We start from the raw sequence: 25018 nt of genomic DNA, 5'->3' as shown, positions 1-25018 counted from the left end.
GTGCAACGCGGAGGTAACGGCCTGGCGCGCCAAGTGACGTACGCCACGGTCTCGCGTTCCGATGGCAGGCGGCTCACAGCGTGACGAGCATCGCCAGCATCGCGAGGGCCATCGACAGCCGGCACACGAGCGTGAACTCCGGCCGTACGACCCACATCGGTGCCGGACCGCCCCCGGGCCCCGCCACCACGACGGCCGCCGCGGGACCCGCCACCGGGACGAGTCGCGCGCCCGAGCGGAGCACGTACGCCACGTAATAGACGAGCAGCGCGCCCGTCACCAGCGGCAGGCCGCCGCCGCCCCCATGACCGCCGTGCGCCGCGCCCTGCCCCGCGCCGGGCCACGCCATGTGGACCATCGCCAGCGAACCCACCAGGTGGTGCAGATGGTGACCGCCGCGCCGCACCGACACGAGCGCGTGCAGCGCCGCCGCCCCGAACACCGCCGCGTACACCGCCCACGCCCACGCCGGCGGCGTCACGACCGTCGCGGGCAGCGCCATAGCCGCCATCCCGAACCCCATCACCGCCTCGCCCGCGGCCGTCCTGCGCTCCTCTCCCACGCAGCGGCGCGCCCGCAGCAGGCAGTAGACCGCGCTCGCCCCGCACAGCGTCAGCAACAGCCAGGCCGTCGTGGCCGGTCCGTGCACGACACACCTCCCGTGGTCTCCCCTCCGAGTCGATGCCCGCGGCGGGACCGGCGTACGCGAGCGCACAGGAGTACGTGGGGGAGCACGACCCGAGCGCGTTACCCTCGGGGGGATCGTCAGCGCCCCCGAGGGGAGACCCGAACAGCATGGACACCGCCACGCCCCAGGACACCGACCGGATCGCCTACCGCGACGCGGTGGAGGCCGACATCCCGGTCCTCGTCCCCCTCGTCGAGTCGGCCTACCGCGGCGATTCCAGCCTCGGCGGCTGGACCACGGAGGCGGACATCATCCAGGGGCGGCGGACCGACGAGGAGGGCGTTCGGGCCGTCATCACCACGCCCGGCAGCCGGCTGATGGTGGTGGAGCGCGGCGGCGAGATCGTCGCCTGCTGCCAGCTCGAACACCGGGACGAGGCCGCCTACTTCGGCATGTTCGCCGTGCGCCCCGAGCTTCAGGGCGCGGGCCTCGGCCGTCGGATCATCGAGGAGGCGGAGCGCCGGGTCCGCGAGATGTGGGGCGTGACCGAGATGCACATGACCGTGATCTCGGTGCGCGAGGAGCTCATCGCCTGGTACGAGCGGCGCGGCTACCGCCGTACGGGCCGGATGACCCCGTTCCCGTACGGCGACGAGCGCCACGGCTTCCCGCAGCGGGACGACCTGCAGTTCGAGCTCCTGGTCAAGCCGCTGATCTGAGTCGGTCCGAGCCGGGCCCCCGGCTCAGGCCGTGAAGCGGCCGGTGCGGCGGATCTCCGGGTAGTCGGTCGTCGCGCCGTCCAGCTCCAGGGCGCGGACCAGCCGCAGGTGGTCCTGGGTGTTGACCACCCAGCCGATCACCCGCAGCCCCTCCGCGTGGGCGTGCTCGACCGTCTCCAGGGTGAGGTTGCGGATGCTCAGGACGAGCGCCCCGGCGCCGACGGCCTTCGCCCGGTCCACGAGGTCCGGGCCCCACTCCTCGGCGACAAGGGCCGTACGGACACCGGGGACCAGGCGCGCGACCTCGGCGAGGGCCTCGTCGTGGAAGGAGAGCACCTCCACCCGGCCGACCAGGTCGCGCCGGAGCATCACCTCGGCGAGCGCCCGGGCCGCGGCCGCGTCCTTGATCTCCGCCTGGAGCGGGGACCGCACCGCGTCCAGGACCTCCTCGAAGACGGGGACGCGCTCCCCGGCCCCCGCGTCGAGCTCGCGCAGCTCCGCGAGGGTCTTCTCGGCGATCGGGCCGCTGCCGTCGGTCGTCCGGCCGACGTCCGCGTCGTGCATGACGACGAGGGCGCCGTCCTTGCTCAGATGCAGGTCCAGTTCGATGACGTCCATGCCGGACTGTTCGGCGCGGACGAAGGAACGCAGGGTGTTCTCGGGCTCGACGCCCATGACTCCGCGGTGACCGATGGTGAGGAAACTCAAGATCTTCTCGCTTCCGTCGATGTCCGGGCCCAGGTCCCTCCGGGCTCCCGGTGCGGCTCGGGGCGCAGCCTAATGACTTCACCGGAAGAAGGAAGCGCATGCGCGCGGGGCGTCGGAACCCACCCCTCCGACGTACCCGCCCAGCGTCCTAGGGGCCGGGCGGGGGACCCCCGGGAGCCCGCAGGTCCGCCAGCATCGCCTCCGCGAGCTCCAGCTCCGCCAGGTGCTGCCGTACGCTCCAGCGCAGCGCGACCGCCGGATGGCGCCACTCCGGTACGGCCTCGGCGTGGGCCAGGGCGTCCCGGGCCTCCTTCAGTTCGGCGCGCGTCCGGTCGATGTGCTCCTCCACCAGCGCCCGCAGCCGGTCCGGCTCGGCGAGGTGCCCCAGCCAGACCCGCAGCACCAGCGGGTGCTTCAGCACCACCGCACCACCGTCGCCGCCGGCCCACTCCGCGAGCGCGGCCCGGCCCGCCTCGGTGATCGCGTACCGCCGCTTGGCCCGGAGTTCCTCGGGGCCCGAGCGCGCGGACGTCACGTACCCGCACGTCTCGAGCCGGCGCAGCTCCGCGTAGATCTGGCTGATCGCCGGCGACCAGTAGAAGAAGCGCAGCGACGCGTCCGCCCACTTCTTCAGCTCGTAGCCGGTGCGCTCGCCGGGGAACGAGAGCAGTCCGAGCACCGCCCACGCCGTCTGCGGCAATCCCCGCTCCGGCTCTTGCCTCTTCTTGGACTGACGACTAGTCATATGACGAATTGAAAGAGAGGGCAGCACCCCGAGACAACCCCCTGGAGGGCACGTGCAGTTCTCCGTGATCTTCGAGGCACAGCTGGCCGACCCCACCGTAGAACACGAGCATCAGGTCATCCACGACTGCGTCGAGCAGGCCGTCCTGGCCGAGGAGATGGGCTTCGACCGGATCTGGGCCGTCGAGCACCACTCCCTGAAGTGGTACGCCCACATGTCCGCCCCCGAGATCTTCCTCAGCTACGTCGCCGCGCGCACGAGCCGGATCCGGGTCGGCCACGGTGTCGTCTGCATGCCGTTCAACTTCAACCACCCCGCCCGCGTCGCCGAACGAGCCGCCATGCTCGACCTCCTCTCCGGCGGCCGACTCGACCTCGGTGCCGGGCGCGGCGGCACCGCGCAGGAGACCTCGCTGTGCGGGGTCGACCGGGACCGGACGACCCAGGAGGTCGAGGACGCCCTGCGCATCATCGGCCGGGCCTGGCAGAAGGACGAGCTGGAGTACCGCTCCGAGCTGATCAGGATCGATCCGCATCCGATCCTGCCCCGCCCGCGGCAGACCCCGCACCCGCCCCTCTTCCTCGCCTGCAGCCGTACCGAGACGCTCGTCCAGGCCGCCGAGCTCGGCATCGGCGCGCTGGTCATGGGCTTCGCGGGCCCGGAGTCGATCGCCGGGATGCGCCGTGTCTACGACACCGCGCGCGCCGAGCGCACCGGGGAGCGGTTCGTCTCCACCGTCGTCAACGACCACTTCTCCGTGCTCTGCCCCACGATCGTCCTCGACGACCGCGCCGAGGCGCGCCGGATCGGCATCCGGGGCCAGCGGTTCTTCGCGCAGTCGATCGGCCACTGGTACGGGGGCGCGGGCGTCCCCGACGAGGCGGTGGTGGACGGCGCCGACGAGGCGGCGGAGATGCGCCGCGCCGCAGAGCAGGTCGAGGCGCGGCTGCACGAGCAGAGCATCCCGGTCCGCCCCACCGCCACGGCCACCTTCAACGCCGACCACGCCTACGGCACCGCCGAGGACGCGATCGCATACGTGGAGCAGCTCCGGGACGCGGGGGCCGACGAGGTCATGTGTCTGATGCAGATGGGGACCGTGCCGCAGGAGGCCTGTCTGGAGACCTTGCGTCAATGGGGCGACAAGGTCATCCCGCACTTCACGAGCCGGGCCCGCCCCGCAGGTGCGGATGCGAGCGCCTCGGCGCCGTCCGGCAGGAAAATTCACGGTGACCATGGGGGTGCCGCAGGATAATTTCTCTTACCCCCCTTGTCCGGGGGAACCGCGGACGGATACGGTGTCTTGACGCGAGGTTCTCCTGTGGAGGAAGTGAAATGACGGAAATTCTTGTGGCTGACGTGACCAGTGGGGGGATAGCAGCCGCTGCTCCGGTGGTCGAGCACCCTGGCTGGCCCGAGCTCAAGAATGCCGTGGAGGAGATCCGTCCGTGGCAGAGCAAGGACGGCTCCATCGACCTCGAGGGCGAGGGCGCGCCGTCCCGTGCCCTCGTCGAGGCCACCGTCGAGCGCATCGCGGCCGCGGTCGAGCAGCTCTCCCCGCTGCTCCCGCACGACGCCGCGTACCACCGCGCGCTCGTCGCCGACCTGCGCAAGTGGGCCGAGGGCGGCTTCGAGGTCCCGGACTTCCTGGACTCCCTGCTGGCCTTCCAGCCGGCCGCCGACCGTCAGGACGGGCTCCAGCACCTGGTGCTCTTCCCGATGTACACCCAGAACGGCAACCTCGACCGCAACTTCGAAGCGGTCGTGCTGCGCATGGTCTGGCCGGAGTGGCTCTCCGAGCTGGAGCGCACCCGCTACGACAACCCGCTGTTCTGCGGCATCACGTTCGAGGACTTCACCGCCGGTTACGACACCAACTCGGCCGTCCTCTTCCCCGAGACCATCGCCGTGCGCGAGGCCCCCGAGCGCTTCAGCTGGGGCGGCATCTTCTGCGACCGCGAGGCCGCCCGCTTCCGCAAGGTCACCGAGGCCGCCGTCGACACCCTGGGCATCGAGCTGCCCGAGGACATCGCGGCCATGATCGAGGACCAGAAGCGCTGCGAGGCCGCCTTCGTGCTCTGGGACATGGTCCACGACCGCACCCACAGCCACGGCGACCTGCCGTTCGACCCCTTCATGATCAAGCAGCGCCAGCCGTTCTGGATGTACGGCCTGGAGGAGCTGCGCTGCGACCTCACCGCCTTCAAGGAGGCCGTGAAGCTGGAGTCCGAGGGCAACACGCACGGCCGCGACGTGCAGTACGCGGTGCTCTTCGACCGGATGTTCCGCTTCCCGGTCACCGGTGACCGCACCCGCAACTACGACGGTCTGGGCGGCCAGCTCCTCTTCGCGTACCTCCACAAGCACGACGTGGTGCGCTGGACGGACAACAAGCTCAAGATCGACTGGCAGCGTGCCCCCGAGGTCACCAACCAGCTCTGCGCCGAGATCGAGAAGCTGTACCGCGACGGCATCGACCGCCCGAAGCTGGTCCACTGGTTCAAGGCGTACGACCTCGTCTCCACCTACCTCGCCCCGCACCCCGGATCGCGCTGGGCCAAGGGCCCCGACGCCCTGGACCTGACGCTCCCGCCCCGCAAGCTCGTCGACGACGTGCTTCCGGACGAGTTTCCGCTCAGCATGTTCTATGAGGCCCTCTCCAAGAAGCTGAAGGGCGTGATCGCCTCCACCAAGGGCATCACCGCCGCCAACGCTTCGCGGGCCGAGCAGGCTGCCGCGTGAACCCAGTCACGGAGGAGGAGGGGACGACCATGAACGGCAACGGGAACGGCGGGTCGCTGGAAGGTGCCGTCATCGCGGTCGCGGGCGCGGCCGGTCCGGCCGGCCGGGCGACGCTGATGCGCCTCGCCGAAGCCGGCGCCATCGTCGTCGGAGCGGACGCCGACCCGGCCCGCCTCGCCGAGGCGGTCGACGCCGCGCGGTACGCCCACGGCGGTGCCACGGTCATCGGCGACACGGTCGACCTCTTCGACCTGGGCGCCGCCCGGGAGTGGGCCGACAAGACCGAGAAGGAGTTCGGCCGGATCGACGGTCTGGTCCACCTCGTCGGCGGCTGGCGCGGCGGCGCCTCCTTCGGCGAGACCGACCTGGCGGACTGGAACTTCCTGGAGAAGCTCCTCATCCGTACCGTCCAGTCCACCTCGCTCGCCTTCCACGAGCCGCTGCTCCGCAGCGACCGCGGCCGCTATGTGCTGATCAGCGCCGCCGGCGCCTCGAAGCCGACCGCGGGCAACGCGGCCTACGCCTCGGCCAAGGCCGCGGCCGAGGCCTGGACGCTCGCCATGGGCGACGACTTCCGCAAGGCGGGGGGCGACGAAGGGCCCAAGGCGGCGGCTGCGATCCTGGTGGTCAAGGCACTGGTGCACGACGCCATGCGCGCCGAGCGCCCGAATGCGAAGTTCGCGGGCTTCACCGACGTCAAGGATCTGGCCGACGAGATCGCCTCCGTCTGGGAGCGGCCCGCACAGGAAGTGAATGGACAGCGTCTGTGGCTGACCTCCAAGCCGTGAACCCGGCCACCGCCGCCGGCCTGCCCGCGAAGACCGACGCCCGTCGTCACCACGACCCGTCGGTCCGGGGCTTCGCCAGCGACAACTACGCGGGTGTCCACCCGGAGGTGCTCGCGGCCGTCGCGCTGGCCAACGGCGGGCACCAGGTCGCGTACGGCGAGGACGAGTACACCGATCACCTCCAGCGGATCATGCACAGCCACTTCGGGCCGAGCGCCGAGGCCTTTCCGGTCTTCAACGGCACCGGCGCGAACGTCACCGCCCTCCAGGCGCTGACCGACCGCTGGGGCGCGGTGATCTGCGCCGAGTCCGCGCACATCAACGTGGACGAGGGCGGTGCGCCGGAGCGGATGGGCGGCCTCAAGCTGCTCACCGTGCCCACCCCGGACGGCAAGCTCACCCCCGAGCTGATCGACCGGCAGGCCTGGGGCTGGGAGGACGAGCACCGCGCCATGCCGCAGGTCGTCTCGATCACCCAGAACACCGAGCTGGGCACCGTCTACACCGTGGACGAGATCCGGGCCATCGTGGAGCACGCCCACGGCAAGGGCATGAAGGTGCACCTCGACGGTGCCCGGATAGCCAATGCCGCCGCGTCCCTGAACGTGCCCATGCGGGCGTTCACCAACGCGGTCGGCGTGGACGTGATCTCCTACGGCGGCACCAAGAACGGCATGATGTTCGGCGAGGCCGTGGTCGTCCTCAACCCGGACGCCGTCAGCCACATGAAGCACCTGCGCAAGCTGTCCATGCAGCTCGCCTCCAAGATGCGGTTCGTGTCGGTGCAGCTGGAGGCGCTGCTCGCCAAGGACCTGTGGCTGCGCAACGCCCAGCACGCCAACGCGATGGCGCAGCGCCTCGCGGCCGGCGTGCGCGAGGTGGACGGCGTGGAGATCCTCTACCCGGTCCAGGCCAACGCGGTCTTCGCGCGGCTCCCGCACGAGGTCTCCACCCGGCTGCAGAAGCGGTTCCGCTTCTACTTCTGGGACGAGGCCGCGGGCGACGTGCGCTGGATGTGCGCGTACGACACCACGGAGGACGACGTCGACGCCTTCCTCCAGGCGCTGAAGGAGGAGATGGCGCGGTAGCGCGCCCCTCCAACTGCTCCACGATCAACATAAGTATGCGGCGGGTCGGAAATCCATTGACTTCCGGCCCGTCGTCTTCTTAGGGTCCCCGGCTATGGAGCTGATCCAACAGGACCCCGAACTCGCCGCATATCTCGTCGCGGACGAGGTCGTCGACCACGAGCACCCCCTCGTGCGGGAGACCGCCGCCGCCCTGCGCGCCCGGCATCCCGACGTATACGCATACGCCCAGGCCGCGTTCGAGTTCGTACGGGACGAGATCCCGCACTCCAGCGACACCGGCGACCCCCGCGTCACCTGGCGCGCCTCCGACGTCCTCGATCGGCGCACCGGGGTCTGTCACGCCAAGGCCCACGCCCTCGCCGCGCTGCTGCGGGCCGAGTCCATCCCGACGGCGTTCAGCTACCAGAAGTTCGAGGTATTGCACGGCCTGGTCGCGATCCGGCTGCCGGGCTCGGACACCTGGCACCGGCAGGATCCGCGCGGTGGGGAGCCCGGCCGGGAGGCCGCGTTCTCGCTGGAGGGGGAGAAGCTGGCGTTCCTGCCCGATCCGGAGTTCAGTGAAGTGGACTATCCGGTGCTGTACGCTGTACCGCATGTGGGAGTGGTGAGCGCCATGCGGACGGCGCGGGACAGCTCGGAGCTCCTGCGGATCCTGCCGACCGCCCTCTGACGACCTCCGACGCAAGGACGACCATGCCCCTCACCCTGACCGTCTCCGACGAGGTGCGCGCCCTCGTCCCCGGCTTCACGCACCTCGCGGTCGAGGCCCACGGGCTCGTCAACGGCCCCAGCGACGCCACCAGTGCGGCCCTCCTCGACGACGCGGCGCGCCGCCTCGCCGAGCGGCTCGCCGGCCAGGCCCCGGACAAGGACCCGCACATCGCGGCCTGGCGCGCCGCGTACGCCGCGTTCGGCGCCAAGCCCTCCCGTACCCGCAACTCCGCGGAGGCGCTCGCCAAGCGCGCGCTCGCCGACGGCGGACTGCCCCGGATCAACCGGCTCGTCGACGCCTACAACGCCATCAGCGTCGCGCACCTGATCCCGGCGGGCGGCGAGGACCTCGACCGCATCCAGGGCTCCATGCGCCTCGTCCGGGCCGGCGGCGACGAGCCGTTCGTGACCGTGGCGGGCGGCGAGGAGACCGTGGAGCACCCGGAGCCGGGCGAGATCGTCTGGTGCGACGACGCCGGCGTCACCTGCCGCCGCTGGAACTGGCGCCAGGGACCGCGCACCCGGATCGACGAGGCCACCGTGAACGCGATCTTCCTGCTGGAGTCGCTCGCGCCCATGACGCGCGAGGAACTGCTCGCCGCCGGCGCGGAGCTCGCCGAGTCGCTGGAGAAGCTGAGCCCCGGGGCACGGATCACCGTCCGCGACCCGGAGTAGGAACGGCGGGCCCGCGGGGCTCGATCGAGGCGTACGGTCCGGCTGTACGGCTACGCCGTCAGCCGGCGTCCTTCACCTCGGCCGGGGTCGGCGCCGTGCCACCGAGGTGGGCGGGCACCCACCAGGTGTCGCTCGCGTCCTTGGGGCGTACGGGATAGGCGCGCTGCGCGGCCTCGAGGAGCTCCTGGCAGCGCTCGCGCAGCCGCCGGGTGATCGCGCCGGCGTACTGGTCCGCCGGCGCCTCCACCGGCTCGCCCACCCGGATCGTCACCGGGATGTGGCTGCGCTTGAAGTTCCGCGGCCGGCCCTTGGTCCAGATGCGCTGCGTGCCCCAGAGCGCCATCGGGATCAGCGGGACCCCGGCCTCCTGCGCGAGCCGCGCCGCGCCCGACTTGAAGCTCTTCAGCGTGAAGGACTGCGAGATGGTCGCCTCGGGGAAGACGCCGATGATCTCCCCGGCCTTCAGCGACTCGAGCGCGTGCTTGTAGGCGTGCTCGCCCTGCGAACGGTCCACCGGGATGTGCTTCATGCCGCGCATGAGCGGGCCCGACACCTTGTGCCGGAACACCGAGTCCTTGGCCATGAAGCGGACGAGCCGCTTCTGCGGCAGCGCGGCCAGGCCCGTGAAGATGAAGTCCAGATAGCTGATGTGGTTGCTGACGAGCACCGCGCCGCCGGTCCGCGGGATGTGCTCCGAACCCTGCGTGTCGATCTTGAGGTCCAGTGCCTTGAACAGGGTCAGTGCGGCACCGATGACCGGCCGATACACGAGTTCTGCCATCTGAGAGGAACCCCTTCTTCTGTGCCTGGGGAGGGTTCTCCCGGCGGAAGTTACGCGGCCGTAGGTTTTCGGCTTTGGGCAGATCGTGCCCCATGTGGGCCCTGCTGACCAGTCCTGACGGCTTCGTACGGGGAGATAATCGTCACCCCCGGTGGCCGTGACGGGAATCGTTCGGCGGTCGCGGGCGCTGCACGGGGGAGAGTAGGGGAGCGTTGGGTTTCGGGGAGCGAGAGGGAGACGGAGACATGGCGGGACGGTCCGTGGCGCCGGGCGACGGTGGGCTCGGTACGGAGGCGGGGGTCGAGCTGGGGGAGCGGGCCACCCTCGTCCAGTTCTCCACGGCGTTCTGCCAGCCGTGCCGCGCCACGCGGCGCACGCTGGCCGAGGTCGCCGAAATGGTCGAGGGCGTGGGCCACGTCGAGATCGACGCCGAGGAGCGCCTCGACCTCGTACGGAAGTACGCCATCGTCCGCACCCCCACCGTGCTCGTCCTCGACCGTGCGGGGCGCGTCGTCGTACGGGCCTCGGGCCAGCCCCGGCGCGCCGACGTCATCGCGGCCCTGGGGCGAGCGGTCTGACGCGGTGACACATCTCCCACATCCCGGTACCCGCTTGACTGCACCGGCCATCGATCGTCAGGCTGACGACGTGTCTTCCGAACTCCTTCTCCACGGGCGGGTCCACGTCGACCTGGCCCGTCACGCGAGCGCGCGCTGTCCGGGTGTCTGAGAACCCCCGGTCCCCCCGCACGTCGCCCCCGCAGAAGGACAACTCCATGACGGTCACGCCCGACACGACGGTCACGCCCCAGACGACGGTCACGCCCGACCTCCGCGCGATCGGCGCCCAGCGCCGATCCGCCCCTCCGGTCGCCCGAACGGCCTCTCCCGACCTCCTCCGCTCCGTCTTCCGGCGGCACGCGGCCGGGGTCGCGGTCATCACCGCCCACGGGGACCGCCCCGTCGGCTTCACCGCCACCTCCCTCACCTCCGTGGCCGCCGAACCGCCCCTGCTCTCCTTCGGCGTGGGGACCTCCAGCTCCAGCTGGCCCGTGGTCTCCGAGGTCGAGTACATAGGCGTCCACGTCCTCGGCGAACACCAGGAGGAGCTCGCCGCCACCTTCGCCCGCAGCGGCGCCGACCGGTTCGGTGCCCCGACCCGGTGGAGCGTGGGCCCCGAGGACGTCCCGATCCTGGACGACGTCCTCGCCTGGCTGGTGTGCCGGGTGGTGGCCCGCGTCCCGGCCGGGGACCATCGGATCGTGATCGCCGAGGCCGTCGCCGGAGACCCGGCGGGGGAGGGGCGTCCGCTCCTCTACCACCAGGGACGCTTCAACGCTCTGCGTGACTGAGGGTGCCCTAACCTGGACGTTGCCAAGGTCACACACCTGAGCGCTTGCTCAGCGGTAACGGAACGGCTGTACTGGCGAGTAATATCCCGGTGGGAGCGGTCGGCCGCCCCGACCGGAAACCCGCCCTTCAGGCGCCTATGCTGCGAGCAACAAGGCAGCCAAGTTATGACGATGCAGTAGGAGAGCCGGCGTGAGCTTGAGGATCGTTGTCTGTGTGAAGTACGTGCCCGACGCCACCGGCGACCGGCACTTCGCCGATGACCTGACCGTCGACCGCGACGACGTCGACGGCCTGCTGTCGGAGCTCGACGAGTACGCGGTCGAGCAGGCGCTGCAGATCGCCGAAGAGGCCGACGACGCCGAGGTCACCGTGCTCACGGTCGGCCCCGAGGACGCCAAGGACGCGCTGCGCAAGGCGCTGTCCATGGGCGCCGACAAGGCGGTCCACGTCGAGGACGACGACCTGCACGGCTCCGACGTCATGGGCACCTCGCTCGTGCTCGCCAAGGCCATCGAGAAGACCGGCTACGACCTCGTCATCGCCGGTATGGCCTCCACCGACGGCACCATGGGTGTCCTCCCGGCGATCCTGGCCGAGCGCCTCGGCGTCCCGCAGGTCACGCTGCTCTCCGAGGTCTCCGTCGAGGACGGCGTCGTCAAGGGCCGCCGTGACGGCGACACCGCCTCCGAGCAGCTGGAGGCGTCCCTCCCGGCCGTCGTGTCGGTGACGGACCAGTCGGGCGAGGCGCGCTACCCGTCCTTCAAGGGCATCATGGCCGCCAAGAAGAAGCCGGTGGAGTCCCTGGAGCTCGACGACCTCGACATCGACGCCGAGGAGGTCGGCCTGGCGGGTTCCTGGACCGCGGTCGACTCCGCCGCCGAGCGTCCGGCCCGCACCGCCGGCACGATCGTCAAGGACGAGGGCGAGGGCGGCAAGCAGCTGGCCGAGTACCTCGCGAGCCAGAAGTTCATTTAGCCGCTGGGGGCCCGGGGGTCATCCCCCGGGTTGGCACAGCATCTAGGGCTCGCGCGAGCCATCTGAGACCCGCCCCCTTTTCGTTCGCAGGAGATTGAATCCCCATGGCTGAGATTCTCGTCTACGTCGACCACGTCGACGGCGCCGTCCGCAAGCCCACCCTGGAGCTGCTGACGCTGGCCCGCCGCCTCGGCGAGCCCGTCGCCGTAGCCCTCGGCGCCGGCGCCGAGGCCACCGCCCCGGCCCTCGCCGAGCACGGCGCCGTGAAGGTCCTCACCGCCGACGCCCCCGAGTTCGCCGAGTACCTCGTCGTCCCCAAGGTCGACGCGCTGCAGGCCGCGTACGAGGCCGTCTCCCCGGCCGCCGTGCTCGTCCCGTCCTCCGCCGAGGCCAAGGAGATCGCGGCCCGTCTCGCGGTCCGCATCGGCTCCGGCATCATCACCGACGCCGTGGACCTGGAGGCCGGTGACGAGGGCCCGGTCGCGACGCAGTCCGCGTTCGCCGCCTCCTTCACCACCAAGTCCCGTGTCTCCAAGGGCACCCCGGTCATCACGGTCAAGCCGAACTCGGCCCCCGTCGAGGCCGCCCCGGCCGCCGGCGCCGTCGAGGCGCTCGCCGTCACCTTCTCCGCCCAGGCCACCGGCACCAAGGTCACCTCGCGCACCCCGCGCGAGTCGACCGGTCGCCCGGAGCTGACCGAGGCCGCCATCGTGGTCTCCGGCGGCCGCGGCGTGAACGGCGCCGAGAACTTCGGGATCATCGAGGCGCTCGCCGACTCGCTCGGTGCCGCCGTCGGCGCCTCGCGCGCCGCCGTCGACGCCGGCTGGTACCCGCACTCCAACCAGGTCGGCCAGACCGGCAAGTCGGTCTCGCCGCAGCTGTACATCGCCTCCGGCATCTCCGGTGCGATCCAGCACCGCGCGGGTATGCAGACCTCGAAGACCATCGTGGCCATCAACAAGGACGCCGAGGCCCCGATCTTCGACCTCGTCGACTACGGCGTGGTCGGCGACCTCTTCGACGTCGTGCCGCAGCTGACCCAGGAGGTTCAGGCCCGTAAGGGCTGACCTGGGGTTCTGTTCGGTCCGGGGGCCGCGTGGTGATGATCACCGCGCGGCCCCCGGCCGTTTCGGACAACCATTGACTCAGGTCCTGACGGGCTACTAACTTCGCTATACGGATTGTTGATTCCGTGAAGCGGAAAACAGGAGGATGTGGGATGGGTCAGCAGGAGAAGGTGTCGACGAGCCTCGCAGGCGCGGTCAGCGAGGGCATCAGCGCCTCCCTCGCAAGCGTGGACGCCGAGCTCGACCGGCGTTACCCGGGTGACCCGGGCACCCGCCAGCCCGTCCACACCGTCTACGTCCCCGGCAACGTCTTCGACGCCGGAACCATCCGCTCCTGGGGCGACCAGGCCCTCGCCGCCCTCGACGAGCACGCCCCCGACGCCGCCTCCTTCGCCGCCGTCCTCGGCCTCTCCGACTCCCTCGCCGAGGACGTCTACGGCCGCGTACGGGCCAAGCTGGAGCGCGAGCCCATCGAGGACCTCCGGGTCGACTTCGAGGACGGGTACGCGGGCCAGGACGAGGACCAGGACGCCGCCCGCGCCGCCCGGCTGATCTCGGAGGCGTACGCGAACGGCACCGCCGCCCCGTACATGGGCATCCGGATGAAGTGCATGGAGGCCGCCGTACGCGACCGCGGCATCCGCACCACCGACGTCTTCCTCACCGGCCTCCTGGAGAACGGCGGCCTGCCCGACGGCCTCGTCCTGACCCTCCCCAAGGTCACCTACCCCGAGCAGGTCTCGGCCTTCGTCCGCCTCCTGGAGGCCTTCGAGAAGTCCCACGGCCTGGACGCCGGCCGCCTGGGCTTCGAGATCCAGATCGAGACCAGCCAGTCCATCCTCGCCACCGACGGCACCGCCGCCGTCGCCCGCATGATCGGCGCCGCCGAGGGCCGCGCGACCGGCCTGCACTACGGCACCTTCGACTACAGCGCCTGCCTGGGCGTCTCCGCCGCCTACCAGGCCAGCGACCACCCGGCCGCCGACCACGCCAAGGCGATCATGCAGGTCGCCGCCGCGGGCACGGGCGTACGGGTCTCCGACGGCTCCACCAACGTCCTCCCGGTCGGCTCCACCGAGCACGTGCACGAGGCCTGGCGCCTGCACTACGGCCTCACCCGCCGCGCCCTCGCCCGCGCCTACTACCAGGGCTGGGACATGCACCCGGGCCACATCCCGACCCGGTACGCCGCCGTCTTCGCCTTCTACCGCGAGGGCTTCGAGGCCGCCGCCAAGCGCCTCTCCGCCTACGCCAACCACGCCGGCGGCGACGTCATGGACGAGCCCGCCACCGCGAAGGCGCTCAGCTCCTACCTCCTGCGCGGCATCGACTGCGGCGCCCTCGACACCGCCGAGGTCGACGCCCTCACCGGCCTGACCCGCGCCGACCTGGACCGCTTCGCGGCCCCGCGCCGCGGCGACCTGACGGCGACGGCGCAGTAGCCGAGGCGCCGTCCCGAACGCACCGCTCCAGGGGTGCCGGTCGATCTTCCGAACAGCGGACCGATCGGCGTGGCACCCCTAGGATTTCCCCAGGGGGTGGGGCGGGATGGAGAACCGTGTGCGGCCGCTCGCGGGCGAGGACCCGGAGGAGGTCGGCCCGTACGCGATCACCGGTCTGCTGGGCAGAGGCGGTATGGGCTCCGTCTATCTCGCGCGTTCGCGCGGGGGCCGGGCTCTCGCCGTCAAGGTGATCCGGCCCGAACTCGCCCGGGACGCCGAGTTCAGGCGCCGGTTCGCCCGAGAGGTCCGGCTGGCCCGCGCGGTCAACGGGGTCTTCACCGCCGGTGTGGTCGACGCCGACCCGGACGGCGACCCGCCCTGGCTGGCCACGGTCCACGTGCCGGGCCCCTCCCTCGACGAGGCGGTACGGCGCCACGGCGGCTGGCCGGAGCCGTCGGTGCTGTCGCTGGCGGCGGGGCTCGCCGAGGCCCTGGAGGCGATCCACGCCTGCGGAGTGGTCCACCGCGATCTGAAGCCGTCCAACATCCTGCTCGCCGCCGACGGCCCGCGCGTCATCGATTTCGGCATCTCGGCCTCGGCCGAGGCGACCTCCGCGCTGACCCGCAGCGGAGTCGTCCTCGGCACCGTGGGCTTCATGGCTCCCGAGCAGCTCACCGGGGCCGACGTCACGCCCGCCGTCGACGTCTTCGCCTTCGGCTCGGTCCTCGCCTTCGCCGCCTCCGGCCACGGGCCGTTCGGCGGCACGTCGGCGGGCGGTGACGGAGCGAGCCCCGCGCGCGTGATGTTCCGCGTCGCCCACGAGGAGCCCGAACTCGACGGCCTGCCGCCCCGGGTTCGCGAAATCGTCGCCCGCTGCCTGGCCAAGGAACCCGGCGACCGGCCCTCCGTACGCCAGCTCCTCGACGACCTCGCACCGGCCGCCGCGGCGGGCCCGGCCTGGCTGCCGGGGGCCTTGGCGGACTCCGTGCGGGAGGCTGAGGGGCCGGTGGCGGACACGCCGACCCCGACGCCCACCGTCACGGACGCGGCGGTGCCGGACGCGGCTGCGCTGGACGCGGCTGCGCCGACCCAGTCCGCCGTACGTCCCCTGCCGCCTGCACCGCCTGCCGTGCCCGAACCTTCCGAGCCGCCCGCTCCCGCCGGCGCGACCGTGCCCGGCAAGCAGCCTCCCGTACGGAAGGGCGTGCGCGGGGGCCCGATCGCCGCCGCGGTCGCCGCCGCCGTCCTGGCGACGGGCGGCCTCACCTGGTACGTGGCCGGCGGCCCCGGGGGCGCGCGAGGCGCCCACTCCCCGACAGGTACGCCGACTTCGTCCGTCTCGGCCTCCAGCGCGTCCCTCGGCCCACAGCCGGCCCCGACGACGACGTCGCCCACACCCGCGCCGATTCCCGTGGTCGGCAACTGGCGCGGGAGCTACCACTGCACCCAGGGCGTGACCCGGCTCTCGCTACGGATCACCGCGACCTCGACCGGGGCCCTGGAGGCGGTGTTCTCGTTCTCCGCCCACCCCGACAACCCCGGTGTGCCGAGCGGGTCGTTCCGCATGGTCGGCGCGTACGAGGAGGCCGGGCGCCGGATGGTGCTGCGCGGCGATCGCTGGATCAAGCACCCGGCCGGCTATCTGATGGCCGACCTCGAAGCGCGGGTGCCGCCGGGTGAGCAGCCGCTGGCCATGAACGGCGACATCGTGAACGAGGACACGGACTGCACCACGTTCGCGGTCGTGCGCGGCCCCCTGTGACGTACCGGATGTGCCAGACGTACCCGAAGGACCTGGCGGACCCGACGGACCTGACGTACCGGCTACGCGGTCGCCGGCGGGGGCGTCTCGCCCGAGCCCCTGGGGATCAGCCGGGTGTCCAGGACCACGCGGGCGGGCGGCTCCTCGAAGCCGTCCAGGCGGCGGAAGAGGCGCTCGGCGGCCGTGCGGCCGAGCGCCGCCGCGTCCTGCGCGATCACGGTGATGCCGAGCAGGTCGGCCAGTTCGATGTCGTCGAAGCCCACGAGCGCCACCGGGTGCGCGCGGCCGGCCAGGGCGCGGACCGCCGTGACGGTGACCCGGTTGTTGCCCGCGAAGAGCGCGGTGACCGGCTCCGGGCCCGCGAGCATCGCGGTCAGCGCCTCCCGTACCCGGTCGGGCTCCGTCGTCCCGAGCGACTCCCACGACGGGGCGACGGCGAGCCCGGCGTCCTCCATGGCCGCCCGGTAGCCGCGCAGGCGCTCCGTCGCCGTGTGGATCCGGGGCTGGTCGCCGATGAACCCGATCCGGCGGTGCCCGTGGGCGATCAGATGGGCCACCCCGGCCCGCGCGCCCCCGAAGCTGTCCGACAGGACGACGTCCGCGTCGATCCGGCCCGCCGGGCGGTCCACGAAGACGGTGGCGACACCGGCCTTGATCTCCGGTTCGAGGTAACGGTGGTCGGAACCGGCCGGGATGACGATCAGTCCGTCGACCCGCCGCGCGCAGAGCGCGAGCGCCAACTCCTGCTCCCGGTCCGGGTCCTCCGCGCTGGAGCCGTTGATGAGCAGCGCCCCGTGGGCTCGGGCGACCTCCTCGACGGCACGGCTGAGCGGACCGTAGAACGGGTCGGCGAGGTCCTCCAGGACCAGACCCACGGAAGCCGTACGGCCCTTGCGCAGCACGCGGGCGCTGTCGTTGCGCCGGAAGCCGAGCGAGTCGATGGCTTCCTGCACGCGGCGCTCGGTGTCCGGGGTGACCCCCGGTTCGCCATTGACGACGCGGGAGACCGTCTTGAGCCCGACGCCGGCCAGGGCGGCGACGTCCTTCATCGTGGGCCGATTGCCGTAACGGTGCTCGGGGCGGCGGGCGGTGTCGGCCACAGTCTGCGAATCTCCTCGGTATCGGCTCTGTCTCGTCCGAGCATAGGCCCTGGACAACGTTGTCAGGGCAGGGGAGACTGTACGTCACAGCGATCTACCGCTCTCGCCTCTCTGGAGACACCGCGCACATGCAGACTGACCTCGTTGCCGCCCTCGACTTCGGCGGCACCAAGATCGCCGGTGCGTTGGTCGACGGCGCCGGCGACATTCTCGTACGGGCCCAGCGGCCCACTCCGGCCCAGGAGGACGGCGAGACGGTGATGCGGGCGGTCGAGGCGGTGCTCGCGGACCTGGAGGCCTCGCCCCTGTGGCCTTCGGTGCGCGCGGTCGGCATCGGCAGCGCGGGCCCCGTGGACGCCTCCGCCGGTACGGTCAGCCCGGTCAACGTCCCCGGCTGGCGCGGGTTCCCGCTGGTCGAGCGGGTCGGGAAGGCGACCGGCGGACGGCCCGTCACGCTCGTCGGCGACGGCGTCGCCATGACCGCCGCCGAACACTGGCAGGGCGCCGCCCGGGGCCACGACAACGCCCTCTGTCTCGTCGTCTCGACGGGCGTCGGCGGCGGTCTCGTGCTCGACGGGCGGGTCCACCCCGGCCCCACCGGCAACGCCGGCCACATCGGTCACATCAGCGTGGACCTGGACGGCGACCTGTGCGCCTGCGGCGGGCGCGGCTGCGTCGAACGGATCGCCAGCGGCCCGCAGATCGCCCGCCGCGCCCTGGAGGGCGGCTGGCGTCCTGGCCCCGACGGCGACACGTCGGCGGCGGCGGTCGCGGCGGCGGCGCGGGCCGGCGACCCGGTCGCCGTGGCCTCCTACGAGCGCGCCGCACGGGCCCTCGCGGCCGGGATCGCGGCGACCGCGACCCTGGTCGAGGTCTCGATAGCCGTCGTGGGCGGCGGCGTCGCGGGCGCGGGGGACGTCCTCTTCGAGCCGCTCCGGCGCAGCCTGCGGGAGTACGCCACGCTCTCGTTCGTCCGCGACCTCACCGTCGCCCCGGCCCTCACCGGCACGGACGCGGGCCTCCTCGGCGCCGCGGCGGCGGCCCGCGCGTCCATGTGACGGCGCGGCGGGGCCCCTACGAGGGCAGCCAACCCAGGCCGTCAGACGCCCGCCGTCGTCACCGCACCGCGCCTCCCCGCGTACCGGCCGACCGTCTCCGGCATCCGCTGCCGTACGACCACCAGGAACGCGTCGGACTCCAGGTCCATCACGACCTCCGCCGGGAGCCCCTCGTCCCGGCGCGCGCTCGCGAACTCCTCGGCGGGCCAACTGCCCCGCGGGCCGCCCGCGGGAAACCTCTGCAATACCGTACGGGTCATCACCGCACCCCCTTGCCTCGCCGGACCAACGAGAGTCCGCGCCGAAGTGTTACGCACCGGCCCGCACGGACGTTCGCGGGGTGGCCGCCCAGCCCGGGGTGTGCCCGGGGGTTTCCATGGCAGGGTGTTGCGGGCAAGCCACTTGGGGCTACCGAAGAGGGGGAATCGTGATCGTCTGGATCAACGGTGCGTTCGGCGCGGGCAAGACCAGCACCGCGCGTGAGCTGGTCGATCTGATCCCGAACAGCACGTTGTACGACCCCGAGCTCACCGGCGGCTTCCTGGACCTGCTGCTGCCGCAGAAGCGGCGGGACGAGGTGGACGACTTCCAGGACCTGCCGATGTGGCGCCGGATGGTGGTCGACACCGCCGCCGCGCTGCTCGCCGAGGTCGGCGGGGTGCTCGTCGTCCCCATGACGCTGATCCGGCAGGAGTACCGGGACGAGATCTTCGGCGGTCTCGCGGCGCGCCGTATCGAGGTGCGGCATGTGGTGCTCGCCCCCGATGAAACGATCCTGCGGGCCCGCCTCGACAGCCGTGCCGCGGGCGAGGACGATCCGGAGGGCGCCGAGCGCGCCCGCCAGTGGTGCCACGCCCGGATCGAGCCGTTCCGCGACGCGCTGGGCTGGCTCGCCGCCGATGCCTACACCGTCGACAACTCGCTCCTCACGCCCGCCGAGACCGCCAAGGCCGTCGCCGAGGCCGTCCACGCCGGCCTCGCGGCCCCCTGCGGCATCGTCCAGACGCCCGAACCCACCGGGGAGACGCTGGCCGCCGGAGTCCTGCTCTTCGACGAGCAGGATCGTTTCCTTCTCGTCGATCCCACCTACAAGCCGGGCTGGGAGTTCCCCGGCGGCGTCGTCGAACCGGGCGAGCCGCCCGCCCGCGCGGGCATGCGCGAGGTGGCCGAGGAGATAGGGATAGAACTCGACGCCGTTCCCCGGCTTCTGCTCGTCGACTGGGAACGCCCCCAGCCCCCCGGCTTCGGCGGCCTGCGCCTCCTTTTCGACGGCGGCCGCCTCGCCTCGGCGGAGGCGGACCGGCTCCTGCTGCCCGGCGCCGAACTCCGCGGCTGGCGCTTCGTCACCGAGGACGAGGCCGCCGAACTCCTCCCCCCGGTCCGCTACCGCCGCCTCCGCTGGGCCCTCAGAGCCCGCGAACGCGGCACGGTCCTCAACCTGGAGGCGGGCGTCCCCGTCGGCTGACCACTCTGGCCGCCTCCCGTAACAACTAGCCCACCGCCTCCGCCAGTTGGCGTGCCGTGTCCTCCGTCACCGGGGCGCCGTGGCCGCAGCACAGGACCGAGGGCTTCAGGTCGGCCAGGCGGCGCATCGACTGCATCGCGCGATCGCGGTCCACGTGGAACACGCCGAAGGTCACCCCCTGCACCGACGCGACCGTGTCGCCGGTGAACAGGACGCCGTGTTCCGGCAGATGGACCGCGATCGAACCGGGCGTGTGGCCCGGGGTGTGCACCACGATCGCGCCGTCGCCGAAGCCCAGCTCCTCGCCGTCCTCCACCTCCCGGTCGACGCGGGTGGGCGGGGCCTCGGGGACGGTCAGGCCGTGTGCGTACAGCGGGAGTTCCCAGTCGAGCAGGTCCGGTTCGGGGACCGGGGCCTCGCCCCGGATCACCGGCGCGTCCAGGCGGTGGGCCAGGATCCGCGCGCCGAAGCGGTCGGCCAACTCCTGCGCGGAGCCCACGTGGTCGCGGTGGCAGTGGGTGAGCACGATCCGGCGGATACGGGCGGGGTCCAGGCCCACGCCCCGTACCGCCGTCTCGATCTCGTCCGCCGAGCCCACCCAGCCGGCGTCGATCAGGGTCAACTCCTCCCCGTCCCGCCACAGATAGGCCTGGCCTATGGAGAAGTGCAGCATGTGCAGTCGGGGATTGATCTCGCTCAGTTCCATCAGTTCCATACGGCGAACCTACGGAGCCCCGCAGGTCCGCCGCATCGAACTACGCTTTCGGCGAGCTTCGCCCAACGCTTAAACCCGGTCCGCTCAACCCTGCTTCGAGCGGGCGTAGTTCTGCAGGAAGTGCGCCTCCGCCACCGCGAGCCGCTCCAGCTCCTCCGGCGACACCGACTCGTTCACCGCGTGGATCCGCGCCTCCGGCTCGCTCAGACCGATGAGCAGGATCTCCGCCTCCGGGTAGAGCGAGGCGAGCGTGTTGCAGAGCGGGATCGAGCCGCCCATGCCGGAGGTCTGCATCTCCTGACCGGGGTACGCGACCTTCATCGCCTCCGCCATCGAGACGTACGCCGGGCTCGTCACGTCCGCCCGGAACGCCTGGCCCTGGCCGACCTGCTCGAACGACACCCGGGCGTTCCACGGCACACGCTTCTCGATGTGCGCGTACAGCAGCTTCGTCGCCTCGGCGGCGTCCTGGCCCGGCGGCACCCGCAGGCTGATCTGCGCCCGCGCGGTCGACGGGATCGACGGCGTCGCACCGGCCACCGGGTGGCAGTCGATGCCGATGACGGTGACGGCCGGACGGGCCCAGAGCCGGTCCGCGACCGTGCCGTTGCCCGGGAGACCGACGCCCGCCAGGACCTTCGCGTCCGCACGGAAGTCGTCGTCCGGGTACTGCAGGCCCTCCCACACCGCGTCCGCCGGCAGACCGTCGATGACCGTCGAACCGTCCTCGGCGCGCAGCGTGTCCAGGACCCGGATCAGCGCGGCCAGCGCGTCGGGCGCCGCGCCGCCGAACATGCCCGAGTGCAGGTTGCCTTCAAGGGTGTCGATCTGGACCCGGATCATCGTCATGCCGCGCAGGGTCGCGGTGACCGTCGGCAGACCGAGCCGGAAGTTGCCCGTGTCGCCGATCACGATCGCGTCCGACGTCAGCAGCTCCGGGTGCGCCTCGGCGTACCGCTCGAGCCCGCCCGTGCCCTGCTCCTCCGAACCCTCCACGATCATCTTGACCGTGACGGGCACCCCGCCGTTCGCCTTCAGGGCGCGCAGCGCGAGCAGATGCATGATGAACCCGCCCTTGCAGTCCGCCGCGCCACGCCCGTACCAGCGTCCCTCGCGCTCCGTCAGCTCGAACGGCGGCGTGACCCACGCCGACTCGTCCAGCTTCGGCTGCACGTCGTAGTGCGCGTAGAGGAGGACGGTCGGCGCGCCGGCCGGGCCGGGCAACACGCCGTAGACCGACTGCGAACCGTCGGGGGTGTCGAGCAGGGCCACGTCCTCGAAGGACTCGGCGCGCAGCGCGTCCGCCACCCAGTTCGCCGCCCCCTCGCACTCGCTGCGGGGAGCCACCGCCTCGTCCGCCACCGACTCGAATGCCACGAGTTCCGTGAGCTCCGTCTTGGCACGGGGCATCAGGCCTGCGACGGTCTCGGCGATCGGATTCGCGGTCATGGGCACGCTCCTGGTGGGTGCGACGTTGTGAGGGTGTCGCCGTGTATCGGTGGTACGGCGAACGTATCGCCGATCCTACGGCGCGGGGTCCCGAGGGCCGCGCCGTAGGATGCCCCGAGAGCTTGGATCATCGTCGGATCAGGAGCAGAAGCACATCGTGAGCAGCGAGAACGCAGACGCCGAAGAGGTACGCGCGGAAGAGTCGCAGGACGCCGCGACGGTCTGGGACGTGGTCGTCGTCGGGGCCGGTCCCGCCGGCGCCTCGGCGGCGTACGCGGCCGCGGTCGCCGGACGCCGCGTGCTGCTCCTGGAGAAGGCCGAACTGCCCCGGTACAAGACCTGCGGCGGAGGCATCATCGGCCCCTCGCGGGACGCGCTCCCGCCCGGTTTCGAACTGCCCCTGCAGGACCGGGTGCACGCCGTCACCTTCTCCCTGAACGGCCGCTTCGCACGCACGCGCCGCTCGCGCCGCATGCTCTTCGGCCTCATCAACCGGCCCGAGTTCGACGCCGGTCTCGTCGAGCAGGCGCAGAAGGCGGGCGCCGAGCTGCGCACGGGCGTCACCGTCTCCCGGGTCGAACAGCACGGCCCCGCCGTGCCCGACCGGCGCACGGTCGCCGTCGTCCTCGCGGACGGCGAGACCCTGCTGGCCCGGGCCGTCGTCGGCGCCGACGGCAGCGCGGGCCGGATAGGGGCCCATGTCGGAGTGAAGCTCGACCAGGTCGACCTCGGCCTGGAGGCGGAGATCCCGGTTCCGGCGTCGGTGGCCGAGGACTGGAAGGGACGGGTCCTCATCGACTGGGGGCCGATGCCCGGCAGCTACGGCTGGGTCTTCCCCAAGGGCGACACGCTCACCGTCGGCGTCATCTCGGCGCGCGGCGAGGGCGCGGCCACCAAGCGCTATCTCGAGGACTTCATCGCCCGCCTCGGGCTCGCGGGCTTCGAGCCGTCCATCTCCTCCGGGCATCTGACGCGGTGCCGGAGCGACGACTCGCCGCTCTCGCGCGGCCGGGTCCTGGTCTGCGGCGACGCGGCGGGACTCCTGGAGCCGTGGACGCGGGAGGGCATCTCCTTCGCGCTGCGCTCGGGCCGCCTCGCGGGGGAGTGGGCGGTACGGATCGCCGAGTCGAACGACGCCGTCGACGCGCGCCGCCAGGCGCTGAACTACGCCTTCGCCATCAAGGCGGGCCTCGGCGTGGAGATGGCGGTCGGACGGCGGATGCTCGCCCTCTTCGAGCGCCGGCCCGGACTGCTGCACGCCACGCTCACGGGGCTGCGCCCGGCCTGGAACGCGTTCGCGGACATCACCCGGGGCTCCAGCTCGCTGGCCGGCCTCGTCCGCTCGAACGGAGTCGCCCGGCGGGCGCTCGACGTCCTCGACCGCCGGATGGCGCCGACGGGCGGGACGACGCTCCGAGGCGTGGCGGCGCAGTCGGAGGCGGCGCAGGCGGGGGCGGAGTCGGAGCGGTCGGAGTCGGAGTCGGGGTCGGGGGCGGCCTCGGTCGACCCCGGGGCCGGTGCGGCGGAGGTGACGGCCGCCGTTTCGGAGGCGCCGGACGTGTCCGGGGATCCGGAGTCGGCAGGTCCGGGCGCGGCGGGGCCGGGCGCGGTGGGGCCGACGGACGGGCCGGACGCGTCCGACGGTTCGGGCCCCTCGGGTTCCGGGGTCACGCGGTCGGAGTGATCCGGAAGACCGGGTGCTTGGGGGCGATCGCGCGCAGCTCGGCGTCCGTGGAGTCCGGGCCGACCCCGTCGAAGAAGACCCCCACCTCCGCCTTCCAGCGCTTGAGGTAGGCGCGCAGGAGGGCGGGCTTCTCGTCGTCGGTCAGCTCGACGGCGGTGAACGGCTGCACCTGCTTGCCCAGGTGCAGCTCGCCGCCGCCGGCCGCCCGCATGTTGTGGGTCCACTGGACGTGGCCGCGCGGCGCCACGAGGTACTGCGTGCCGTCCACGGTCAGCAGGTTGACGGGCGTACGGCGCCACTCGCCGCTCTTGCGGCCGCGCACCGCGAGGACGCGGGAGCCCCAGACGCTGACGCCCCGGCGGGTGAGCCACGCGACGGTCCTGTTCAGGACGTTCACCGTGAACCAGCCGGGCTTCGCGACGTAGGCGCCGGGCTGAGCGGGGCTGGACTGAGCGGACATGGGTGCCTCCGAGGCGATCGATGAGCAAGGAAAGTGTGAGCACTGCTCTCTCTTGAGATCAGTGTGCACGGATCGCCGCACCAAAGCAAGAGCAGTGCTCTCAATTCGGTGTGGCGCTCTTGTTTCAGTCTGATGCACTCCCTTTGGAGCAGTGCTCCGAAAAGTGGCACACTGTTCCCCATGACCAGCGTCCAAGGAGCCCGCGCCCGCGCCCGTATCGAGATCACCGCCGCCATCAAGGACGAGGCCCGCACCCAGCTCGCCGCCGAAGGCGCGGCCAAGCTCTCCCTGCGCGCCGTCGCCCGCGAGGTCGGCATGGTGTCGTCCGCGCTCTACCGCTACTTCCCCAGCCGTGACGACCTCCTCACCGCCCTCATCGTCGACGCCTACGACGCGGTCGGCGCCGCCGCCGAGCAGGCCCTCGCCGACTCCCGCGCCGCCACCGCCCCGAACGACCACCTCGCCCGCTGGACCGCCGTCTGCCGGGCCGTCCGTGCCTGGGCCGTCGCCCATCCCCACGAGTACGCCCTGATCTACGGTTCCCCGGTGCCCGGCTACTCCGCCCCGCAGGACACCATCGAGCCCGCGTCGCGCGTCGCGCTCGTCCTGATCGCCATCGCCCGCGAGGCCTTCACCACCGACGGCATCGCCCCGCCGCCCGTCCCCGCCGCCCTGCGCCCCGAGGCGGAACGGATGGCCGCCGACTTCGCCCACGATCTGCCGCCCGCCCTCGCCTTCGCCATGGTCGCAGCCTGGTCGCAGCTCTTCGGGCTCGTCTCCTTCGAGGTGTTCGGCCAGTTCAACCGGGTCGTCGAGGACCGGGAGACGTTCTTCAGCACGGCCGCCGCCCGCCTCGGCCGCGACATCGGCCTCCTGCCCAAGGCGGAGTCTCGCCGGTAGC

The 25018-nt window shown here is 72.2% G+C and carries 26 protein-coding genes; 17 read left to right on the top strand and 9 right to left on the bottom strand.

Annotated features, from left to right (window positions below):
* Positions 1-73: 73 nt before the first annotated feature.
* Positions 74-649 (bottom strand): DUF5134 domain-containing protein, encoded by a 576-nt coding sequence (locus tag ACWCO8_RS08830; protein ID WP_451031642.1) that lies wholly within the window; start codon positions 647-649, stop codon positions 74-76.
* Between the two features lie 146 nt (positions 650-795).
* On the opposite strand from ACWCO8_RS08830, the gene ACWCO8_RS08825 reads away from it, so the two are divergent.
* Positions 796-1347, top strand: a complete 552-nt coding sequence (locus ACWCO8_RS08825) for a GNAT family N-acetyltransferase (protein WP_451031641.1) — start codon at positions 796-798, stop codon at positions 1345-1347.
* A 24-nt stretch (positions 1348-1371) separates the two neighbouring features.
* Here ACWCO8_RS08825 and ACWCO8_RS08820 read toward each other — a convergent pair whose 3' ends face one another.
* The gene (locus ACWCO8_RS08820; protein ID WP_362010243.1) at positions 1372-2055 is read right to left on the bottom strand and encodes a glycerophosphodiester phosphodiesterase; all 684 of its coding nucleotides are present in this window, start codon (positions 2053-2055) and stop codon (positions 1372-1374) included.
* Between the two features lie 148 nt (positions 2056-2203).
* Entirely contained in the window at positions 2204-2755 is a 552-nt protein-coding gene (locus ACWCO8_RS08815) for a helix-turn-helix transcriptional regulator (RefSeq protein ID WP_451031640.1), read from the bottom strand.
* 97 nt (positions 2756-2852) lie between these two features.
* On the opposite strand from ACWCO8_RS08815, the gene ACWCO8_RS08810 reads away from it, so the two are divergent.
* From ACWCO8_RS08810 to ACWCO8_RS08785, 6 genes are all read left to right on the top strand, one after another.
* On the top strand, positions 2853-4055 hold the full coding sequence (locus ACWCO8_RS08810; RefSeq protein WP_451031639.1) for an LLM class flavin-dependent oxidoreductase: 1203 nt from the start codon (positions 2853-2855) through the stop codon (positions 4053-4055).
* A gap of 80 nt (positions 4056-4135) precedes the next feature.
* Positions 4136-5542, top strand: coding sequence for a DUF6421 family protein (locus ACWCO8_RS08805; RefSeq protein ID WP_451031638.1), 1407 nt, complete (start codon positions 4136-4138; stop codon positions 5540-5542).
* A 29-nt stretch (positions 5543-5571) separates the two neighbouring features.
* Complete coding sequence (locus ACWCO8_RS08800) at positions 5572-6330, top strand: SDR family NAD(P)-dependent oxidoreductase (RefSeq protein ID WP_451031637.1); 759 nt, start codon at positions 5572-5574, stop codon at positions 6328-6330.
* Entirely contained in the window at positions 6309-7418 is a 1110-nt protein-coding gene (locus ACWCO8_RS08795; RefSeq protein ID WP_451031636.1) for a threonine aldolase family protein, read from the top strand. The genes ACWCO8_RS08800 and ACWCO8_RS08795 overlap by 22 nt, the downstream gene beginning before the upstream one ends.
* Positions 7419-7512: 94 nt before the next feature.
* Positions 7513-8091, top strand: a complete 579-nt coding sequence (locus ACWCO8_RS08790; protein ID WP_451031635.1) for a transglutaminase domain-containing protein — start codon at positions 7513-7515, stop codon at positions 8089-8091.
* Positions 8092-8114: 23 nt separating this feature from the next.
* Positions 8115-8807: a B3/B4 domain-containing protein gene (locus tag ACWCO8_RS08785; protein WP_451031634.1), complete on the top strand. Its 693-nt coding sequence runs from the start codon at positions 8115-8117 to the stop codon at positions 8805-8807.
* 58 nt (positions 8808-8865) lie between these two features.
* Here ACWCO8_RS08785 and ACWCO8_RS08780 read toward each other — a convergent pair whose 3' ends face one another.
* Positions 8866-9588, bottom strand: coding sequence for a lysophospholipid acyltransferase family protein (locus tag ACWCO8_RS08780; protein WP_362010263.1), 723 nt, complete (start codon positions 9586-9588; stop codon positions 8866-8868).
* Positions 9589-9833: 245 nt separating this feature from the next.
* Here ACWCO8_RS08780 and ACWCO8_RS08775 point away from each other — a divergent pair, with 245 nt between their 5' ends.
* The 6 genes from ACWCO8_RS08775 to ACWCO8_RS08750 all read left to right on the top strand — a co-directional run bounded on the left by ACWCO8_RS08775 (position 9834) and on the right by ACWCO8_RS08750 (position 16186).
* Positions 9834-10166, top strand: coding sequence for a TlpA family protein disulfide reductase (locus ACWCO8_RS08775; RefSeq protein ID WP_451031633.1), 333 nt, complete (start codon positions 9834-9836; stop codon positions 10164-10166).
* 197 nt (positions 10167-10363) lie between these two features.
* Complete coding sequence (locus ACWCO8_RS08770; RefSeq protein ID WP_451031632.1) at positions 10364-10939, top strand: flavin reductase family protein; 576 nt, start codon at positions 10364-10366, stop codon at positions 10937-10939.
* 190 nt (positions 10940-11129) lie between these two features.
* Positions 11130-11915 (top strand): electron transfer flavoprotein subunit beta/FixA family protein, encoded by a 786-nt coding sequence (locus ACWCO8_RS08765; RefSeq protein ID WP_451031631.1) that lies wholly within the window; start codon positions 11130-11132, stop codon positions 11913-11915.
* 104 nt (positions 11916-12019) lie between these two features.
* Positions 12020-12982 carry an electron transfer flavoprotein subunit alpha/FixB family protein gene (locus ACWCO8_RS08760; protein ID WP_451031630.1) on the top strand — a complete coding sequence of 321 codons (963 nt, stop codon included), beginning with the start codon at positions 12020-12022 and terminating at the stop codon, positions 12980-12982.
* Positions 12983-13134: 152 nt separating this feature from the next.
* Positions 13135-14424: a DUF6986 family protein gene (locus ACWCO8_RS08755; RefSeq protein WP_451031629.1), complete on the top strand. Its 1290-nt coding sequence runs from the start codon at positions 13135-13137 to the stop codon at positions 14422-14424.
* A gap of 106 nt (positions 14425-14530) precedes the next feature.
* Complete coding sequence (locus ACWCO8_RS08750; protein WP_451031628.1) at positions 14531-16186, top strand: serine/threonine-protein kinase; 1656 nt, start codon at positions 14531-14533, stop codon at positions 16184-16186.
* A 62-nt stretch (positions 16187-16248) separates the two neighbouring features.
* Here ACWCO8_RS08750 and ACWCO8_RS08745 read toward each other — a convergent pair whose 3' ends face one another.
* Positions 16249-17235 carry a LacI family DNA-binding transcriptional regulator gene (locus ACWCO8_RS08745; RefSeq protein ID WP_451031918.1) on the bottom strand — a complete coding sequence of 329 codons (987 nt, stop codon included), beginning with the start codon at positions 17233-17235 and terminating at the stop codon, positions 16249-16251.
* 179 nt (positions 17236-17414) lie between these two features.
* Between ACWCO8_RS08745 and ACWCO8_RS08740 the strand changes: the two genes are divergently transcribed.
* Entirely contained in the window at positions 17415-18344 is a 930-nt protein-coding gene (locus ACWCO8_RS08740; RefSeq protein ID WP_451031627.1) for an ROK family protein, read from the top strand.
* 41 nt (positions 18345-18385) lie between these two features.
* Here the strand turns inward: ACWCO8_RS08740 and ACWCO8_RS08735 are convergent, their stop codons facing one another.
* Positions 18386-18604 carry a hypothetical protein gene (locus ACWCO8_RS08735; protein WP_451031626.1) on the bottom strand — a complete coding sequence of 73 codons (219 nt, stop codon included), beginning with the start codon at positions 18602-18604 and terminating at the stop codon, positions 18386-18388.
* 167 nt (positions 18605-18771) lie between these two features.
* On the opposite strand from ACWCO8_RS08735, the gene ACWCO8_RS08730 reads away from it, so the two are divergent.
* Entirely contained in the window at positions 18772-19809 is a 1038-nt protein-coding gene (locus ACWCO8_RS08730) for an NUDIX domain-containing protein (protein WP_451031625.1), read from the top strand.
* A 25-nt stretch (positions 19810-19834) separates the two neighbouring features.
* On the opposite strand, the gene ACWCO8_RS08725 is transcribed toward ACWCO8_RS08730, so the two are convergent.
* Positions 19835-20515, bottom strand: coding sequence for an MBL fold metallo-hydrolase (locus tag ACWCO8_RS08725; protein ID WP_451031917.1), 681 nt, complete (start codon positions 20513-20515; stop codon positions 19835-19837).
* 93 nt (positions 20516-20608) lie between these two features.
* The gene (locus ACWCO8_RS08720) at positions 20609-21973 is read right to left on the bottom strand and encodes a dipeptidase (RefSeq protein WP_362008647.1); all 1365 of its coding nucleotides are present in this window, start codon (positions 21971-21973) and stop codon (positions 20609-20611) included.
* Positions 21974-22130: 157 nt separating this feature from the next.
* Here ACWCO8_RS08720 and ACWCO8_RS08715 point away from each other — a divergent pair, with 157 nt between their 5' ends.
* Positions 22131-23657 carry a geranylgeranyl reductase family protein gene (locus ACWCO8_RS08715; protein WP_451031624.1) on the top strand — a complete coding sequence of 509 codons (1527 nt, stop codon included), beginning with the start codon at positions 22131-22133 and terminating at the stop codon, positions 23655-23657.
* Here ACWCO8_RS08715 and ACWCO8_RS08710 read toward each other — a convergent pair.
* Complete coding sequence (locus tag ACWCO8_RS08710; protein WP_451031623.1) at positions 23641-24117, bottom strand: nitroreductase family deazaflavin-dependent oxidoreductase; 477 nt, start codon at positions 24115-24117, stop codon at positions 23641-23643. The genes ACWCO8_RS08715 and ACWCO8_RS08710 overlap by 17 nt on opposite strands.
* A gap of 180 nt (positions 24118-24297) precedes the next feature.
* Between ACWCO8_RS08710 and ACWCO8_RS08705 the strand changes: the two genes are divergently transcribed.
* Positions 24298-25017 carry a TetR/AcrR family transcriptional regulator gene (locus ACWCO8_RS08705; protein WP_451031622.1) on the top strand — a complete coding sequence of 240 codons (720 nt, stop codon included), beginning with the start codon at positions 24298-24300 and terminating at the stop codon, positions 25015-25017.
* The last annotated feature ends 1 nt before the right edge of the window (position 25018 follow it).

This window comes from Streptomyces sp. NPDC001927, assembly GCF_053594455.1.
The sequence above is the reverse complement of the archived record's forward strand: the minus strand, read 5'-3'. Positions and strand labels throughout refer to the sequence as shown.

Coding starts and splice junctions, on each gene's coding strand:
- ACWCO8_RS08825 (WP_451031641.1), top strand. CDS start 796: ATGGACACCGCCACGCCCCAGGACACCGACCGGATCGCCTACCGCGAC.
- ACWCO8_RS08805 (WP_451031638.1), top strand. CDS start 4,136: ATGACGGAAATTCTTGTGGCTGACGTGACCAGTGGGGGGATAGCAGCC.
- ACWCO8_RS08800 (WP_451031637.1), top strand. CDS start 5,572: ATGAACGGCAACGGGAACGGCGGGTCGCTGGAAGGTGCCGTCATCGCG.
- ACWCO8_RS08790 (WP_451031635.1), top strand. CDS start 7,513: ATGGAGCTGATCCAACAGGACCCCGAACTCGCCGCATATCTCGTCGCG.
- ACWCO8_RS08785 (WP_451031634.1), top strand. CDS start 8,115: ATGCCCCTCACCCTGACCGTCTCCGACGAGGTGCGCGCCCTCGTCCCC.
- ACWCO8_RS08780 (WP_362010263.1), bottom strand. CDS start 9,588: ATGGCAGAACTCGTGTATCGGCCGGTCATCGGTGCCGCACTGACCCTG.
- ACWCO8_RS08775 (WP_451031633.1), top strand. CDS start 9,834: ATGGCGGGACGGTCCGTGGCGCCGGGCGACGGTGGGCTCGGTACGGAG.
- ACWCO8_RS08770 (WP_451031632.1), top strand. CDS start 10,364: ATGACGGTCACGCCCGACACGACGGTCACGCCCCAGACGACGGTCACG.
- ACWCO8_RS08760 (WP_451031630.1), top strand. CDS start 12,020: ATGGCTGAGATTCTCGTCTACGTCGACCACGTCGACGGCGCCGTCCGC.
- ACWCO8_RS08755 (WP_451031629.1), top strand. CDS start 13,135: ATGGGTCAGCAGGAGAAGGTGTCGACGAGCCTCGCAGGCGCGGTCAGC.
- ACWCO8_RS08750 (WP_451031628.1), top strand. CDS start 14,531: ATGGAGAACCGTGTGCGGCCGCTCGCGGGCGAGGACCCGGAGGAGGTC.
- ACWCO8_RS08745 (WP_451031918.1), bottom strand. CDS start 17,235: ATGAAGGACGTCGCCGCCCTGGCCGGCGTCGGGCTCAAGACGGTCTCC.
- ACWCO8_RS08740 (WP_451031627.1), top strand. CDS start 17,415: ATGCAGACTGACCTCGTTGCCGCCCTCGACTTCGGCGGCACCAAGATC.
- ACWCO8_RS08735 (WP_451031626.1), bottom strand. CDS start 18,604: ATGACCCGTACGGTATTGCAGAGGTTTCCCGCGGGCGGCCCGCGGGGC.
- ACWCO8_RS08725 (WP_451031917.1), bottom strand. CDS start 20,515: ATGGAACTGAGCGAGATCAATCCCCGACTGCACATGCTGCACTTCTCC.
- ACWCO8_RS08720 (WP_362008647.1), bottom strand. CDS start 21,973: ATGACCGCGAATCCGATCGCCGAGACCGTCGCAGGCCTGATGCCCCGT.
- ACWCO8_RS08710 (WP_451031623.1), bottom strand. CDS start 24,117: ATGTCCGCTCAGTCCAGCCCCGCTCAGCCCGGCGCCTACGTCGCGAAG.
- ACWCO8_RS08705 (WP_451031622.1), top strand. CDS start 24,298: ATGACCAGCGTCCAAGGAGCCCGCGCCCGCGCCCGTATCGAGATCACC.